This window comes from Pseudomonas sp. Irchel 3A18, assembly GCF_900187465.1.
GTDB classification, from domain to species: domain Bacteria; phylum Pseudomonadota; class Gammaproteobacteria; order Pseudomonadales; family Pseudomonadaceae; genus Aquipseudomonas; species Aquipseudomonas cichorii.
On sequence record NZ_FYDI01000001.1, the window covers coordinates 135,712 to 152,296 of the forward strand.

The 16,585-nt window shown below is 56.1% G+C and carries 14 protein-coding genes; 5 read left to right on the forward strand and 9 right to left on the reverse strand.

Annotated elements, in window-relative coordinates; genetic code table 11:
- From CKW23_RS00640 to CKW23_RS00660, 5 genes are read left to right on the forward strand one after another with little or no spacing between them, the layout of a single operon-like run.
- Positions 1 to 1,974 carry a heme lyase CcmF/NrfE family subunit gene (locus tag CKW23_RS00640; protein WP_095066869.1) on the forward strand — a complete coding sequence of 658 codons (1,974 nt, stop codon included), beginning with the start codon at positions 1 to 3 and terminating at the stop codon, positions 1,972 to 1,974.
- Positions 1,971 to 2,507, forward strand: a complete 537-nt coding sequence (locus CKW23_RS00645; RefSeq protein WP_095066870.1) for a DsbE family thiol:disulfide interchange protein — start codon at positions 1,971 to 1,973, stop codon at positions 2,505 to 2,507. The genes CKW23_RS00640 and CKW23_RS00645 overlap by 4 nt, the downstream gene beginning before the upstream one ends.
- The gene (locus tag CKW23_RS00650) at positions 2,504 to 2,974 is read left to right on the forward strand and encodes a cytochrome c-type biogenesis protein (protein WP_095066871.1); all 471 of its coding nucleotides are present in this window, start codon (positions 2,504 to 2,506) and stop codon (positions 2,972 to 2,974) included. Before CKW23_RS00645 ends, CKW23_RS00650 begins: the two co-directional genes overlap by 4 nt.
- Entirely contained in the window at positions 2,971 to 4,158 is a 1,188-nt protein-coding gene (ccmI, locus tag CKW23_RS00655) for a c-type cytochrome biogenesis protein CcmI (RefSeq protein WP_095066872.1), read from the forward strand. The genes CKW23_RS00650 and ccmI overlap by 4 nt, the downstream gene beginning before the upstream one ends.
- 10 nt (positions 4,159 to 4,168) lie before the next feature.
- Positions 4,169 to 4,570 carry a hypothetical protein gene (locus tag CKW23_RS00660; protein WP_025260854.1) on the forward strand — a complete coding sequence of 134 codons (402 nt, stop codon included), beginning with the start codon at positions 4,169 to 4,171 and terminating at the stop codon, positions 4,568 to 4,570.
- 404 nt (positions 4,571 to 4,974) lie between these two features.
- Here CKW23_RS00660 and CKW23_RS00665 read toward each other — a convergent pair whose 3' ends face one another.
- The 9 genes from CKW23_RS00665 to CKW23_RS00700 all read right to left on the reverse strand — a co-directional run bounded on the left by CKW23_RS00665 (position 4,975) and on the right by CKW23_RS00700 (position 16,582).
- Positions 4,975 to 6,687: a calcium-binding protein gene (locus tag CKW23_RS00665; protein ID WP_095066873.1), complete on the reverse strand. Its 1,713-nt coding sequence runs from the start codon at positions 6,685 to 6,687 to the stop codon at positions 4,975 to 4,977.
- Complete coding sequence (locus tag CKW23_RS00670) at positions 6,684 to 9,200, reverse strand: calcium-binding protein (RefSeq protein ID WP_095066874.1); 2,517 nt, start codon at positions 9,198 to 9,200, stop codon at positions 6,684 to 6,686. Before CKW23_RS00670 ends, CKW23_RS00665 begins: the two co-directional genes overlap by 4 nt.
- A 19-nt stretch (positions 9,201 to 9,219) precedes the next feature.
- Entirely contained in the window at positions 9,220 to 9,771 is a 552-nt protein-coding gene (locus tag CKW23_RS26105; RefSeq protein ID WP_143008701.1) for a hypothetical protein, read from the reverse strand.
- 803 nt (positions 9,772 to 10,574) lie between these two features.
- Entirely contained in the window at positions 10,575 to 10,787 is a 213-nt protein-coding gene (locus CKW23_RS00675; RefSeq protein ID WP_025260852.1) for a DUF6124 family protein, read from the reverse strand.
- A 460-nt stretch (positions 10,788 to 11,247) separates the two neighbouring features.
- On the reverse strand, positions 11,248 to 11,643 hold the full coding sequence (locus tag CKW23_RS00680; RefSeq protein WP_025260851.1) for a hypothetical protein: 396 nt from the start codon (positions 11,641 to 11,643) through the stop codon (positions 11,248 to 11,250).
- A 126-nt stretch (positions 11,644 to 11,769) separates the two neighbouring features.
- A complete protein-coding gene (locus CKW23_RS00685) occupies positions 11,770 to 12,192 on the reverse strand; it encodes a hypothetical protein (protein WP_025260850.1) in 423 nt (140 codons plus the stop codon).
- Between the two features lie 361 nt (positions 12,193 to 12,553).
- Positions 12,554 to 13,552: a sulfate ABC transporter substrate-binding protein gene (locus CKW23_RS00690; RefSeq protein WP_095066875.1), complete on the reverse strand. Its 999-nt coding sequence runs from the start codon at positions 13,550 to 13,552 to the stop codon at positions 12,554 to 12,556.
- Positions 13,553 to 13,654: 102 nt separating this feature from the next.
- Positions 13,655 to 14,488 carry an ion transporter gene (locus CKW23_RS00695; protein WP_025260848.1) on the reverse strand — a complete coding sequence of 278 codons (834 nt, stop codon included), beginning with the start codon at positions 14,486 to 14,488 and terminating at the stop codon, positions 13,655 to 13,657.
- Positions 14,489 to 14,596: 108 nt separating this feature from the next.
- Complete coding sequence (locus CKW23_RS00700) at positions 14,597 to 16,582, reverse strand: alkaline phosphatase family protein (protein WP_218250552.1); 1,986 nt, start codon at positions 16,580 to 16,582, stop codon at positions 14,597 to 14,599.
- Positions 16,583 to 16,585: the final 3 nt, after the last annotated feature.

Here is a 16,585-nt window from a genome sequence, read left to right on the forward strand (position 1 = left end):
ATGATTCCTGAACTCGGCCATCTGGCCATGATTCTGGCGCTGTGCCTGTCTATCGTGCAGGCCATCGTGCCGCTACTGGGGGCCTGGCGAGGCGACCGCCTCTGGATGGGGCTGGCGCGTCCCGCGGCCTGGGGGCAATTCAGCTTTCTGGTCTTTGCGTTCGGCTGCCTGACCTATGCCTTCATGGTCGACGATTTTTCGGTGGCCTACGTCGCGCAGAACTCCAACAGCGCCTTGCCCTGGTATTACAAGTTCAGTGCCGTCTGGGGTGCCCATGAAGGCTCCTTGCTGCTCTGGGCCTTGATTCTCAGCGGCTGGACCTTCGCCGTATCGGTCTTCTCCCGACAATTGCCGCAGATCATGCTGGCGCGGGTGCTGGCAGTGATGGGCATGATCAGCGTCGGCTTTCTGTCGTTCCTGATCCTGACCTCCAACCCGTTCTCGCGCATCCTGCCGCAGGTGCCGGCCAATGGCCGGGATCTCAACCCGTTGTTGCAGGACATCGGTCTGATCGTGCATCCGCCGATGCTGTATATGGGCTATGTCGGTTTCTCGGTGGCCTTCGCCTTTGCTATTGCAGCCTTGCTGGGCGGGCGCCTGGATGCGGCCTGGGCGCGCTGGTCGCGTCCCTGGACCATCGTCGCCTGGGCGTTTCTGGGGATCGGCATCACCCTGGGTTCCTGGTGGGCCTATTACGAACTGGGCTGGGGCGGCTGGTGGTTCTGGGATCCGGTAGAGAATGCCTCCTTTATGCCCTGGCTGGTGGGCACGGCGCTGATTCACTCGCTGGCGGTCACGGAAAAGCGCGGTGTCTTCAAAAGCTGGACAGTATTGCTGGCCATTGCAGCGTTTTCCCTGAGCCTGCTGGGGACCTTCCTGGTGCGCTCCGGCGTGCTGACCTCCGTGCATGCTTTCGCCTCCGATCCCGAGCGTGGCGTGTTCATTCTGATCTTTCTGCTGATGGTGGTCGGTGGCTCGCTGACGCTGTTCGCTGTCCGTGCCCCGGTGGTGAAAAGCCAGGTGGGCTTTGGCCTGTGGTCCCGCGAGACGCTGCTGCTGGGCAATAACCTGGTGCTGATCGTCGCGGCCTCCATGATTCTGCTCGGCACGCTCTATCCACTGGTGCTCGATGCCGTGAGCGGCGCCAAGATGTCCGTCGGCCCGCCGTACTTCAATGCGCTGTTCGTGCCGCTCATGGGGCTGTTGATGGTGGTGATGGCGGTCGGCGTGCTGGTGCGCTGGAAAGACACGCCACTCAAATGGCTGGTGAGCATGCTGGCACCGGTGCTGATCGGCAGTGCGGTCTTGGCGGTTGTTGCCGGTTTCGTGCTGGGGGATTTCCACTGGGCGGTGATGGCCACCTTCATGCTGGCGGCCTGGGTACTGCTGGCGGGTGTTCGGGACCTTCTGGACAAGACGCGCCACAAAGGTTTGCTCAAGGGCGCTCGCGGCCTGAGCCGCAGCTATTGGGGCATGCAATTGGCGCACATCGGGATTGCGGTCTGCGCCCTGGGTGTCGTGCTGTCGAGCCAGAACAGCGCCGAGCGCGACCTGCGTCTGGCCCCCGGCGAGTCCACCGAACTGGGCGGCTATCAGTTCGTGTTCGAGGGAGCCAGGCACTACGAAGGGCCGAACTTCACCTCCGATCGCGGCACTGTCCGGGTCTTGCAGGACGGCAAAGTGATTTCGGTGCTGCATCCGGAAAAACGCCTCTACACCGTGCAGCAATCGATGATGACCGAGGCCGGTATCGACGCGGGTGTGACACGCGACCTGTATGTCGCCCTTGGCGAGCCCTTGGGCAACGGCGCCTGGGCGGTTCGGGTCCACGTCAAACCGTTCGTGCGCTGGATCTGGTTCGGCGGTCTGCTGACCGGCCTGGGTGGAGTGCTTGCAGCGATGGACAGGCGTTACCGGGTCAAGGTCAAGAATAAAGTGAGTGAAGCGCTGGGCATGGAGGGAGCGGCGGTATGAAGCGTTGGATCATGGTGCTGCCACTGGCAATCTTTCTGGTTGTCGCAGTGTTTCTCTATCGCGGTCTTTACCTGGACCCCGCCGAGCTGCCTTCGGCGCTGATCGACAAGCCATTCCCCGAGTTCTCCCTGCCGCAGGTCGAGAGCGACAAGGTATTGACCCGCGCCGATCTGCTGGGCAAACCGGCACTGGTGAATGTGTGGGGAACCTGGTGTGTCGCCTGTCGTGTCGAGCATCCGGTGCTCAACAAGCTGATGCAGCAAGGCGTTGTGATCTATGGCATCAACTACAAGGATGTGAACGCCGACGCGATCAAGTGGCTCAAGGATTTCCACGATCCCTACCAGCTCAATATCCGCGACGAAGCAGGCTCGCTGGGCGTGAACCTGGGTGTCTATGGCGCACCTGAAACCTTCCTGATCGACAGCAATGGCATCATCCGCCACAAGTACGTCGGCGTGATCGACGAGACAGTCTGGCGGGAAAAACTGGCCGGCCTGTATCAGGCGCTGGTCGATGAGGGCAGGCCATGAAGCGCTGGTTGACTGCTGCTCTCCTGAGCCTTGGTCTGGCCGGTTTCGCCCAGGCGGCCATCGATGCCTATCAGTTTCGCGACGAAGCCGAGCGTGCCCGTTACAGCGAGCTGACCAAGGAGCTGCGTTGCCCCAAATGCCAGAACCAGGACCTCGCCGACTCCAACGCACCGATTGCCGCTGACCTGCGCAAGGAAATCTACCGCATGCTCGGTGAAGGCCAGAGCAATCAGCAGATCGTCGAGTTCATGGTCAATCGTTACGGCGAATTCGTGCGCTACAACCCGCAACTGAGTTCGCGCACCTGGCTGCTCTGGTTCGGCCCGGCTGCGTTGCTGCTTCTCGGGCTGGTCGTGATTGGCGTGATTGTGGGGCGTCGTCGCAGTGAGCAACGCGAAGAAGCCGATGTTCTTTCCGACGAGGAGCGTCAGCGCCTCGCCCACCTGTTGGATAAAAACCGAGAATGATCGATTTCTGGATGGCAGCCGGTCTGTTGTTGCTGATGGCCCTGAGTTTCTTGTTGATCCCGGTCCTGCGCGGTCGTCATGTGCAACCCGAAGAGGACCGCACAGCCCTTAACGTCGCCCTGTATCAGGAGCGCGTGGCCGAGTTGCAAGGTCAGCAGGAGGAGGGCGTGTTGTCTGCCGCGCAGATGCAGAGCGGTCGTGCGGAAGCGGCGCGGGAACTGCTGGCCGATACCGAAGACACCGGGCCTGTGCGCACCTCGCGTCTGGGCAAGTCCCTGCCTTTGCTGGCGGCGGTATTGGTGCCGGCTCTGGGCTTGGGCCTGTACCTGCATTACGGGGCCAGCGACAAGGTCGAACTGGCCCGCGAGTTCTCCCAGCCGCCGACTTCCCTGGCGGACATGACCCGGCGTCTTGAACGCACGGTCGAGGCTCAGCCGGATTCGGCCGAAGGCTTTTACTTTCTGGCCCGCAGCTACATGGCCCAGGAACGTCCGGGCGATGCCGCAAAAATGCTTGAGCGGGCCGTGGCCCTGGCCGGGCGTCAGCCGGAACTGCTGGGGCAATGGGCGCAGGCCTTGTACTTCGCCAGCGACAAGCGATTCACACCTCAGGTCCAGGCTTTGACCGACGAAGCCCTCACAGCCGATCCGCGAGAGGCCACCAGCCTTGGGCTCTTGGGTATCGCCGCCTTTGAAAGCGAGCGCTATCAGGTCGCGGTGGATTACTGGACCCGTCTGCTGGGCGTATTGCCCCCACAGGACCCATCCCGCTCAGCACTGGAAGGCGGCATTGCCCGTGCCCGGGAAAACCTCGGGGTAAAAGCGGCTCCGGCCGTTGCCGAGGCTGCGCGTATCAAAGTGCGTGTGGATCTGGCACCGGCGCTCAAGGCCAGTGTGCAGCCGGGTGACAGCGTGTTCATCTTTGCCCGCGCCGTGAATGGCCCACCGGCACCGCTGGCGGTCAAACGCATCACTGTGGCCGACCTGCCGGCGCAGGTCGAGCTGGGTGATTCCGACGCAATGATGCCGCAACTGAAACTGTCGAACTTTGCGCAAGTCCAACTGGTTGCACGGGTGTCCCGTGCAGGGCAGCCCACCACCGGTGAGTGGATCGGCCGCAGCCAGCCACTGGCCAGTAGCATCACGGCACAGCAGGCGTTAACTATCGACAGTCCAGACAAATAGAGAGTCGCTTATGTACCGCACCGCACGCATTACCTTATTGGGTCTGGCTCTTGGTTTGAGTGCTTGTGCGGTTCAGCCACCCGAACCCCATGGCCAGGAACCCATCCAGTCCTTGCCGGGCAGCCAGCAACCCGGCAGCCCACGCCCGACCACCCCCAAAACCCCGCCCAAGGCCCCGGCACCTGCGCCGAAAACCTCCGCCAGCTTCGCCCCGCCACCGGGCGGCAACAGCCACTGGGATGCGCGCATGGGCGTGTACGTGATGGACGACCAGCCCAATACCTTCTACCGCCAGCGCACCTACTACCAATGGAACAACGGCTGGAGCTGGTCCACTCGCCCTGATGGCCCATGGCAGGCGACAGATGCCAGTGGGGTTCCGGCGGGGTTGGGGAGGCAGTTTGGTAATTGATTGACTGATCGGCGGGTAGGTGAAATGCCGATCAGTAAAGGTCACATAGATCACTTTGTGAGAGGCAGCTTGTTGGCGAAGAGGTCTGTGAAACCGGCAGATATTCTGCGTCTGTACGCTCAAGTCGCCAGCAAGCTGCCTCCCACACGTTTTGTTTGTGCCTTAACTGATCGGTATTAGCGGGTAGGAGCGGATTTATCCGCGAGACGTCATTGAAGTTCAAAAAACGCTCGCCCGATCAAATAATCGGACCTTACCCACTGTTAATTCATCGATTTACCTTCAAACGAAGCATTTTCCAGCAGCGCCCGCCTAGATCGCGAAGCGAATGCTACGGCGGTAGTTGTAGGTGCCTGACCAGAGGGTACGCTTAGGTAAGCTCGCTCTCTGGTCCGGCGTATCGATCAATGCCAATTCGCAGCAATCACCGCATTCAGTTGCTCACGCTGGCTTTGCGTGAGATTGATTTCTCCTGATGCCGGAGCGCCGAAAGCAGCCATCGCGTTGACTAGGTTATCCACGGCGTTCGCATACAACGACGCCCCCTCCGCCTGGATGAGATCGACTTTCTGGGATGCCCCCAAGTACCAGTCCTTGATAGTGACCCGATCATCGGAGCCCGTCACATCGATGAGCAAGTTACTGCCTTCACGAGACAGCCAAAGATTGGTGGTCGAAATCCCTTCGATACTCAGGACATCAGTGTCATCAGGTGTCGCAGAAAAGTTGTTGATGGTGTCTTGTCCGTCACCCGCCGTGAAAACGTAAGTATCAGCACCGTCCCCGCCTTGGAGCAGATCATTACCTTTACCACCTTGCAATCGATCACTGATACCAGAGCCCGTGATGGTATCAGTGCCCACGGTACTGGCCATGGCCGTCATGTGGTCGCTGGTCAACAGTGAACCGTCAGCAAACTCGAATCGCTCGATCCGGTAGCGACTGCCGGTGGTATAGAACCAGTTATTGAGGGTCACTTGATCTTGGCCATTGCGATGGCTCAGCACCAGATTGACGCCGACACGTGCTACCGTGATGTCGGAAGCCAGAATGCCATCGCCGAACCTGAGGATATCGGTTTCCGAACCGTAGACATTGTCTTCGTTGATGGTGTCGCGACCGTCGCCCAGCTTGAAGAGGTAGGTGTCCCCACCCATACCGCCACTGAGGATATCGTTGCCGGTGCCACCCTCCAGGACATCAGATCCAGCACCACCGTTCAAGGTGTCACTCCCGGCAACCCCTGACAGCGACTGGTTAAACGCCGCACTGATACCGGTTAGCACATCGTCCCCGTCGCCGCCGATTAGTCTCAAGAGCGGAGCTGCGACCATTGCGCTGGTCCAGACGGTGCCGTCGGCGAACTCGAATCGATCGACCTGGTAGCGACCGCCGGTTGCATAAAACCAGTTGCTGAAAGTGATCTGATCCTGGCCATTGCGGTGGCTCAGCACCAGACTGGTCCCCACCCGAGTGGCGGTGATGTCAGACGCAATAATGCCCTCGCCAAACTTCAGGATATCGGTTTCCGGACTGTAGACATTGTCTTCGTTGATGGTGTCGCGACCGTCGCCCAGCTTGAAGAGGTAGGTGTCCCCACCCATACCACCACTGAGAATATCGTTGCCGGTGCCACCCTCCAACAGATCGGCACCCGCGCCGGCGGTGATGACGTCATGGCCTGCTCCCCCACGAATGACTTGCGACAGCGTACTGCTGACACCCGTCAGCACGTCATCGCCGTCTCCGCCCACCAGTTCCAGCAGTTGCTTGGATACCTCGGCGCTTGTCAAAATAGTACCGTTACTGAATTCAAACCGCTCGACTTGGTAGCGACCGCCGGTTGCATAAAACCAGTTGCTGAAAGTGATCTGATCCTGGCCATTGCGGTGGCTCAGCACCAGACTGGTCCCCACCCGAGTGGCTGTGATGTCAGACGCAATAATGCCCTCGCCAAACTTCAGGATATCGGTTTCCGGACTGTAGACATTGTCTTCGTTGATGGTGTCGCGGCCGTCCCCCAGCTTGAAGAGGTAGGTGTCCCCACCCATACCGCCACTGAGGATATCGTTGCCGGTGCCACCCTCCAGGACATCAGATCCAGCACCACCGTTCAAGGTGTCACTCCGGCCCCCCCCGACAGCGACTGGTTAAACGCCGCACTGATACCGGTTAGCACATCGTCCCCGTCGCCGCCGATTAGTCTCAAGAGCGGAGCGGCGACCATTGCGCTGGTCCACACTGTGCCGTCAGCAAACTCAAACTGCTCGACCTGATAGCGACCGCCGGTGGCATAAAACCAGTTGCTGAAAGTAATCTGATCCTGGCCATTTCGGTGGCTCAGTACCAGACTGGTACCCAGCCGAGTGGCGGTGATGTCGGACGCAATAATGCCCTCGCCAAACTTCAGGATATCGGTTTCCGAACCGTAGACACTGTCTTCGTTGATCGTGTCCCTACCATCGCCCAGCTTGAATACGTAGGTGTCTGAGCCTGTATCTCCGCTAAGGAAGTCATTGCCCGTGCCGCCATCCAACACGTCGTTCCCGGCTCCACCGCTTAGCTTGTCGTTGCCGGAGCCTCCTTTCAGTCGGTCATGCAGGTTGCCGCCCAAGAGTTCATCATTGCCGGTGCCGGAAATCAGCACGTAGCTCTTGTCATTCAGTGCTATCAGTTGATCGTCACCGGATGATCCGACTATCAGATTCGGCACGCGGGAGAACAGATCCATACGCTCAGCGCTCGACAGGCGATTGGCGAGGTCAGTCAGCAAATCAGAGGATGAGAACCTATCTTTAATATCCGGAATATCACTGAAGTGAAGCAAGTCGATGACGACCAATTCCCGGGAGGCGCCTTGTGCTTGCTCAAAAGCGAAGTTGAAGGCGGTTGTGGCTGCAGCGAAATCGAATGAAAAACCAGATGTTGTCAGCGTTATATTCATCGCCTGAAAATAGGGTTTCAAGCGGATTTCAAACACGAATGACTCCATAATGTGATTTCTGAGCTTCTCATAAGCCTGCATCAGCACTTCAGCAGAGTTGGGTCCAAGGTTAGGCAACCCTTCATTCGTCCCACTGCTCTGGATAAAGGATTTCGCTAGAAATGCTTCGAGCGCATAAAGTTTCCGGCCATCCGCAAAATACTCCCCCCGACTGTTTACGGCGTAAGCATCCGCCCCTGTCCACTTGAAAATCAACTGATCGATCAAGTCGCTGTTTTCAGCTGAGTAGACGTCCTGCTTCAAAGCCTTGACCAAGTTGACCAGAGTGCCCGAGCTGTCTTTGGCCATGGTCTGGTGCAAGCTTTTCACGTTACCCAGGCCTGCAAAGTTCGGCAGGCTTGCAATTTCCTCGGACACCGCCACGGGCATAGCGTCAACGGTATTGAGCAAGTCGGCGTTGAACCAGATGTCATTCATGCCAAGAATGACCCCGTTCGCATCCGTATACTGCCCGACTTGGAGAGCTTTGTTTCCCTGCGGGTCGACGGCGGAACCATTGCTATAGGCCGTGTTTAAGCTCGTGATATTTGCCGCGCTCAGGCTGAGCAGTTCCCCGGTATTAACCTTCGCATCACTATTAAGGTCTCTCCAGATCTGCAGTTTGGAAAAAGCGTTGTCATTGGCGTCGATTTTCCCATCATGGTTGTTGTCTAACTCAGCCAGCGCCGCAAAACCGTTTGCGGCTCGCTGCCCATTCGACAAGATGGAATTATTGCCAAAAAGCTCATTTCCATTGTCTATCTGCCCGTTATCATTTCGGTCCCAAACAAGCAGGCCGTCGTCCCTTCCAACCCAGCCGGTAGTTTCCGCAGTGCCGTTGCCATCGTGATCAAAATGAATGCCTGCTTTCACACTGATGGTTTCGACACCGTCACCATCCAGATCCAGTATCACGGGTGATACCGTGCCTTCGGCTTGGCTGAATAGAGTCGAGAGCAGAGATGCCAAGCCCGCGCCAATACTGCCGAGGCCGAATTCATCACCCCGCGTCACGCCGTAATAATCAGCACCGCCGCTGTCCCACAGCCAGCCCCAGAACTTGCTGGCGGCGAACCCTAGCACGATTGATGCTGCCGTCGCGGCCAGTATCGGGGCGCCTGCGGCGGCCATTGCGCTGGCCGCGAGTGACCCGATGGCCATGCCGGCCAATACGGTGACTGCCGTCTTGCCTACCTCATAAGCGTCCCCCGTGTTCATCGCCACACCCAACTGGGCAATATTGATGGCCGGGCCCAGCGCTGAGGCCAATCGACTCAGGTTGGTTGTCAATGCGGCACTGGCATTGGCATTGCTCATGATCTGATTCGCTTCACCGATTGCATTTTTTGCAATCGACTCATAGGCCTTGGCCGTTGCCGCCGCGTTTTTATACAACTGAGAATCAGGCAGATCGGCGTGCTGCAACGCCTCTCTGGCAGCCGCGGCCGAAGCCTTCATGGCGCTTTGTGCCAGATAGTGCTGGTAAGCGGCGTCTGCCAGCGCTTTTCTATTTGCGTCAGAGATACTCCCGCCATAGGCTTCATAGATCGCTTGTTCAATTCCACCTTTAACTGCTTCAGCAGAAACGCCAACGCCGTCCCACCAGTCAGGCTCAAACGTGGAGTAATCTATTTGCGAACTAGCCATGGCAAACCTCTCTTATATTTTAAAAATGAATTCTTGAGAAATTCCTTATCCACCAATACAGTGAGGCTAGGCCAAAGCCCAACCAAAAAGATAATAAGAATGTATAGATAAGTTGTAGAGTCCTTGATTCGTAAATACACAGGTTCAAACATTTCTCTTCAGCGGGAAGTGCCACGCTGAACAGCAATAGTGGCGGTAATAGATATAACATGACAACCAAAGGTTTGAGATGCCTTTTAGGAGAGTCATGCTCCCCTATAAATGTCTGTTTGTATTTTTCCCAGCCCGCAACCAAGAAAGCATAGTAAATCGATGCATAGGCAAAAAAGGAAAAAAGCACCCTTGTACTTTCAGGAAACAAAGATCTACTGGCCCAAACATCTATTGAAGGGAAAATAGCAACTGGCAGCCATGTCAATAATCTCAAGGTATCGCCTAAAGATGTAGGCTCCTCAGGGCTTAAATAAACCAAAAGAGTCGCTATAATAAGCGGCAGCCAAAAGCTCCAACGCCGCACAAACCCGTCTTCGGCGACAGCTTGTATAACTTTTGGGTTAGAGGGTATGTACATAAATCATCCTGATTACCTTTTATATAGTGTGCGAGACAGCAGCAAAGTCTGGCAGGAGTTTTTAGTCTCAAGGGGGCGCTGGTTTAGAAAAATATATCGCGAACGAACGGAGACGCCGCTCGTGCGCGCACAGGTTCGCCAGCGTGCAACAAATGGAGTGAACACCTTCGGCAGGAATGCCAACGTGAATGGAGTACGCTGATTGACCGTAGCATCCATGCGACTGTTTCTCCGTATCATCACCAAGGTAGATATTCCGCTGCAAGCATAGTCAACGGAAAATCGACTCGCCTGTAGCGGCTTAGAACAAAGAGCTATAAATATGGCAAAGCACTCACCTATACCCATCGGAGCAAACGCCTGAAGGCCAGTTTGCTAACAATGTGACTTTGAGGCCTTCAGCACGGCGCAACTAAATCCGCACGCGGCATATGCAAGGACGTAAGCGCCGACTACCCCATTTTGGGAGCTTCCCACTCTTCCAGAGATTTAACCGATCGGTATTAGTCTGTAAGCGGATTTATCCGCGAGACGTCATTGAAGGCGATACATTTTCTTCGGATGTACGGGCCTCTCGCGAATAAATTCGCTCCCATCAAACATAAATGCAACATCATGAATTAAAAGGCTTTTCTGTAGGGGCGCGCTTGCCCTTGATCGGCTGCGTAGCAGTCGTAGATTTTGTGAGCGCTTCGCACTCGATCGTCGGAGTGCCGCCCAGGGCAAGCACGCTTACACCTTCCTCTGTTTGCTGCGCGACAGCGCGGTGCCAAGGCGGCGGGTGATCTCCTACTGCGGTAGCGTCAGCGTGGCTCAACCCGTTCCAGCGAGCGGTCGAGTTCGGTTCGGGCCATGCCGATCAAATGTACGACGGAAAAGGCCAGGTCGCGTTTCGGGCCGTTGAGGCTGTCGCCGGATTCGTAGGCGGTAGCGGCTGCGCAACGCAGCAGATCGGAGACATGTAGTAGGGATTCTTCGAGTGTATTGCCTGGTGGATCGGGGGTTACTTTTTTCATGATGATTTCTTTCCTGGTTAGGCCACCTTTCACTCGCTGCTAAACGATTGAGGGTGGCGGCTTTGTCGCGGGTTAGCAGACCGGGGAAAAATCACCAAAAACCGGCGCACCCGAAGGTGCCCCACGCAAAGCCGCCATAAGCGGTACTTTTGCATGGTGATTTATGTCCTGAGGGCTGCTAAACCCGATCACTGATATGCAGTGACCGACACAGCCTAGAGAGCCAAAAACACCCATGCAAGGGGGTAGGATTTTCTAGGAAAGTTCATGCGCATGAAAGGGATAAGACTGTAAGAAACGTCCTATATTTTCGGCATTTCATAAGCTTGCGGTGGGCGATGGGGTAGGAGCGGATTTATCCGCGAAGACATTTTTCGCGAATGAATTCGCTATAGAAGGATGTTCAAACCGATCATGAAGCCTGGCAGGAGTACACCGTACTCACTGCCAGACTGTTCAGTTAGATGGAGATTCTGCCACTCGCTGTCCAGTTCGCGATAGGCGTGGTGCCTACGTTTTCGATCCGGTAGCGGTAGGTGCCTGGAGTGGGGGCGTAAAAGCTCAGCGATGCGCCACCATAGCTAGTGGTGCTGGAAATGACGGTCCAGGTGGCACCGTTCTGTTTCTCGAAAATGTGCTTGATATTGTTGGTGACAAATCGTGACGACAAGTCCTGCAACCTGAAGGTCTGTGTTGCCGCGCATGAAGTGGTGTAGGGACCATAGACAACGGTCTCACCCTGAGGGTAAACATCGGAACCGCTGCGGTTGATGTTGAGGTTGATACAGGCGGCATAGGCATTGGTCGTGGCCAATACGGCAGTCGCAAAGAGGGCCAGGAAAGTCTTCTTGAGCATGTGTAAATCCTTTTGGTGTTGGCAATGATTTAAGGTTTTAAGCTTTCAAGCAGGCGTAGCCTTATTCCTTTTTTTAAAAAGGTATTGTTTTTGTTAACGATGTAAAGGGCTTTAATGCGAGAGGGGTTAGAACGTGCCCGGAATGGTGAACAGGGTAATCCGGCCGCTCATTGTCCAGTTCGCGATAGTCGAGGTGCCGGCGTTTTCTATCCGATAGCGGTAAGTGCCGTTAGTGCTGATGAAAAAGCTTTTGGTGACGGAGGCTGCTCCGGTGCTGGTGCTGCTGGAAACGACAGTCCAGGTAGAACCGTTCTGTTTCTCGAAGATGTGTTTGATCGTGTTATTGCTGTTTGTCGCCGACAAATCCTGGAATGTGAAATTCTGCGGTCCTGCACATGTAATGTTGTAGGGACCATAGACAACGGCCTGACTTTGGGCGGTCACGCCAGCGCCGCTGCTGTTGATGTTGAGGTTGGCACAGGCCGCATAGGCATTGCCCGTGGCCAGTACGGCTGTTGCAAAGAGAGCCAGGCAGGTATTCTTGAACATGTGAAAATCCTTTTGGTGTTGGCGATGATTTTAAAGTTTTAAGCTTTCAATCAGGCGTAGCCGTGTCCCTTTTTTGAAAAAGGTATTATTTTTGTTCTGTCTTTAATAGGCGCGCGTCGAAAGATTGACACGCTGTTATGCGGTCATGTTCAGGCGCATGCATTGAAGTAAGTGGAGGTCTAAGTGTGAATACACTTGGGTATTGAACACCTTCCCTGTGTCGACATGATCATATCCATATTCAAGTACTGAGCGTGCTTGTGTGGCATGTTTATAGCGATTATGTCTGGGGTGTGCAAGCGTTTTGTTACGAATGAAAAGGCCTCACCCGCGCGATAGCGCCGGTGAGGCCTGTATTTACTTACTTGCCCGAATAAATCTGATCGAATACGCCACCGTCAACAAAGTGGGTCTTCTGTACGGTGCGCCAGTCACCGAAGGTTTTCTCTACGGACAGGAAATCGACTTTCGGGAAGCGATCCTTGTACTTGGCCAGCACCGTTGCGTCGCGTGGACGCAGGTAGTTGTTGGCGGCAATTTCCTGAGCTTCAGGGGACCACAGGTATTTCAGGTAGCCTTCGGCCAGTGCGCGGGACTCTTTCTTGTCCACGACCTTGTCGACCACGCTCACCGGCGGCTCGGCTTCGGCGGAAACGCTCGGGTAGACGACTTCAAACTGGTCGCGGCCGAACTCGCGGGCAATCATTTCCGCTTCGTTCTCGAAGGTCACCAGTACGTCACCGATCTGGTTGGTCATGAAGGTGGTGGTCGCGCCACGACCGCCGGTATCAAGTACCGGTACGTGTTTGAACAACTGACCGACAAACGTGCGGGCAGCCGCTTCATCGCCGCCGTTCTTCAAGGTGTAACCCCAGGCCGACAGGTAGGTGTAGCGGCCGTTGCCCGAGGTTTTCGGGTTCGGCACGATGACTTCGACGCCATCCTTGATCAGGTCCGGCCAGTCTTTCAGCGCTTTCGGGTTGCCTTTGCGCACGATGAACACAGTGGCAGACGTGAAGGGCGCGCTGTTGTTCGGCAGGCGTGTTACCCAGTTCTTTGGCACCAGCTCGCCATTGTCGGCCAGGGCATTGATGTCGGTGGCCATGTTCATGGTGATGACGTCAGCCGGCAGGCCATCGATCACGGAACGCGCCTGCTTGCTCGATCCACCGAAGGACATCTGTACCGTGACGTCTTCCTTGTGCTCGGCTTTCCAGTGCTTCTGGAAGGCGCTGTTGTAGTCCTTGTAGAAGTCACGCATCACGTCGTAAGAGACGTTGAGCAGAGTCGGAGCGGCCTGTGCGGCGCTGGCAAAAGCCAGGCCGGCGGCCAGTAGCGAGGCGGCGAAGATTTTTTTCACTGCGCATTCCTTGAGTTGACAGTCATTGTTATAGGCTGATGGCGTAATGCCGCGACTATAGCCGCTGAGCATTGGCCTCATAAAGATTAAAAACGTATTTGCTTATGCCTGCTCTTGCGCCTTGGGAAACAGCGCATTGCCGCACCGCGAACAGAACGCGGCGCCATGCTCATGGTGCTTTTTCACGCAGACCGGGCAGTCGTGTTTCAACTGTTCACCGCGCATGGCATTGGCCAGTTCGGCGGTGAATATACCGGTGGGTACGGCAATGATCGAGTAACCGATGATCATCACCACCGACGACACCATTTGCCCCAGCGGCGTCTTGGGCACGATATCGCCGAAGCCCACGGTGGTCAGGGTCACGATAGCCCAGTAAATGCCTTTGGGGATGCTGGTGAAGCCATGTTGCGGGCCTTCGATCACGTACATCAGGGTGCCGAACACGGTGACCAGAGTCGAGACGCTGACCAGAAACACGATGATCTTCTGCTTGCTGCCACGCAGGGCTTCCACCAGATAGTGGGCCTGTTTCAGATAAGGACTCAGCTTGAGTACCCGGAAGATACGCAGCATGCGGATGATCCGCACGATCAGCAGGTATTGGGCATCGCTGTAGTAGATCGCCAATACACCCGGCACGATGGCCAGCAGGTCCACCAGACCATAGAAGCTGAAAGCGTATTTCAGCGGCCTTGGCGAACAGTAGAGGCGCAGGATGTACTCGATGGCGAAAACCAGCGTAAAGCCCCACTCGATATAGGTGAGCAGGGCGGCGTAGTCGCGGTGGATGTCCTGGATGCTGTCGACCATGGTCACCAGCAGGCTGAGCAGAATGACAACCAGCAGAATCTTGTCAAAACGCCGCCCGGCGGGTGTATCGGTCTGGAAAATGATGCTGTGCAGCCGCTCGCGGCGGCTGAGGGTGGTGTTCATGAGGGCTCTCGCAATGAATATGGAGAAAGCTTAATGCCCTGCGTCAGGAAGAATCCATTTTCTTTTGGCGCTTGCGTAACACTGTACGCAAGCGCCAGCCTTTTTTGATCAGCTTCTGTCAGCTTCTGCGAGCCCTCTCAGTACTTTTGCGTGATGTACTTTATCCAGAACCTGTTCGGCATATTGCTCTGCGTTACCCAGTGTCTTGACGGTGGCGACCTGGCCTGTGGCAGCAAGCAGTCCGACGGCAGCCAGGTTTTGCTCGGGAAGCAGCCCGGCAGGTTTGCCTGCTGACAACTCTGCATCCATTTTGCGAAGAATGGCCAGGGTGCCCGCCAGATTTCCGGAAACGGGAACAGGGTTGGCCAGAGTTGCAGCGTTCTCGGTTGCGCCCGGTGTCGCCCTGGTTTCTTTCACGGGAGCCTTCGGGTTGGCCAGTGCGCTTGGTGTATCGCGTGGCGTGGCCAGCGAGAGCAGGTGCAAAGGGGTATTGGCATTGGCGTCTCGCTGCGTCAAGGGGGTCAGGCCCCAGAGTTTCTCCAGCAGCGCAGGAACCGAGGCATGGTCGTAAAGCGTTGAGTCCACCGTGCCTTTGGGAATCAGCGGAGATGCCACGATGGCTGGCACTCGAACGCCTGCTGTCGTGAAGTCGAAACCATGGGTGTTGTTGGCTGCGGGAAATTTATCACCCGGCGCAGTTATTGTTCCCGGCGCGACCGAGTCATAGAGACCGCCATGTTCGTCGTAAGTGACGATCAACAGACTGGTGTTCCAGTAAGGCGAGTTGCGGATAGCGGCATAGACGGCCTGCAGCAAGTGCTCTCCACCATAGACGTCATCCATCGGGTGCTGTGATGAGCCGCCTGCATAATCAGTACTGGCACTCCCGTAATGAGGCTCTATGAACGTGTAGGAAAACGGGTAGGGTTGTTGCAGGTCGTCCGCAAAGTGCTGAAGGGATTCAATATCAAACACTGACAGGCCTTTAAGGGCGGCCACCTGTGGGACCGCACCCAGTGGTGTTCCTCGTTCAGGCTGATCGCTGTACAGGCTTAGATAGGTTTTTGGCTGAACCTGAGCGTCGTTGTAGATCCTGTATTGGATGTTGGCATCTTTGAGTCGTTGGAAAATGGACCCGTTGGGGTATACAAATCCATCGGTTGTTTCCCAGGTGAGCATCTGATCCTGTTTCGGGCTGTCGTCGAAGCCGGCCGAAGAAGCGCCATGAACGAAGAAGCGGTTCGGCCACGTCGGTCCCGGAATGGAAGAGTGCCAGTGATCGCATATAGCGAATTCGGTCGCCAGGTTATAGATGACAGGCAGTTGAGTCCGTGTGTCGAAGCACGACATGACATCGATGACGTCTTCGGGCGATGGCGCTTTTTTCGGGTATTCCGTTGTTGATGTTGCGTAGCTTGAAGCGAACCCGGAATTGTTGATGGTGGGATAAGGTTGACCTTTGACAAAGTCGGAGCCCCCGGTCAGTTGTTCTAACACATCATTGAACTCGTGCCCCGGATCGCTTGGCATGCTGACGGGCGCGCTGGCCTGAACGTTATAGACGTCTTCCTTGTAGGTGTTCGAGTCATTGGTCGTGGCTGCCGTTATGCCCGGAATCCCGGACATGGCGAATATATTGTCGAACGAATGGTTTTCCAGCATGACGACAAATACGTGGGTGATGGGGGTAGCGGCAGCGGGGGCCAGCTTTTTCATACCATCACTGCACCCACCTGACTTCAGTGCAATATTGAACTTCGCGGTGCTCACAGACAGGGTAATGGTTTGCCCTGCATCCTTGCTTTGCAGTTGGCATTCCTTCTTGTAATTGTTTGCCGCTGTGCCTGTATTGGCGTAGTAGCCTGGCGATTCACCATCCCTGACGTTGACCATGACGGACCAGTAATCCAGAACATCAATGACATCCAGACCTGTTTCAAAAGTAACCTCCAGTGGGCCGACAGTTTGTCCCGGCTGTGCAGCCCATTGCCCAGACTGTCTTTGGTCGTTTGAGTCTGTATGGAACAGAATAATGTCGGCATTTCCGCCCGTGTCATTGGTGATGAAAAGGGTCGCGTTGTGTTTTGTGCCCATGCT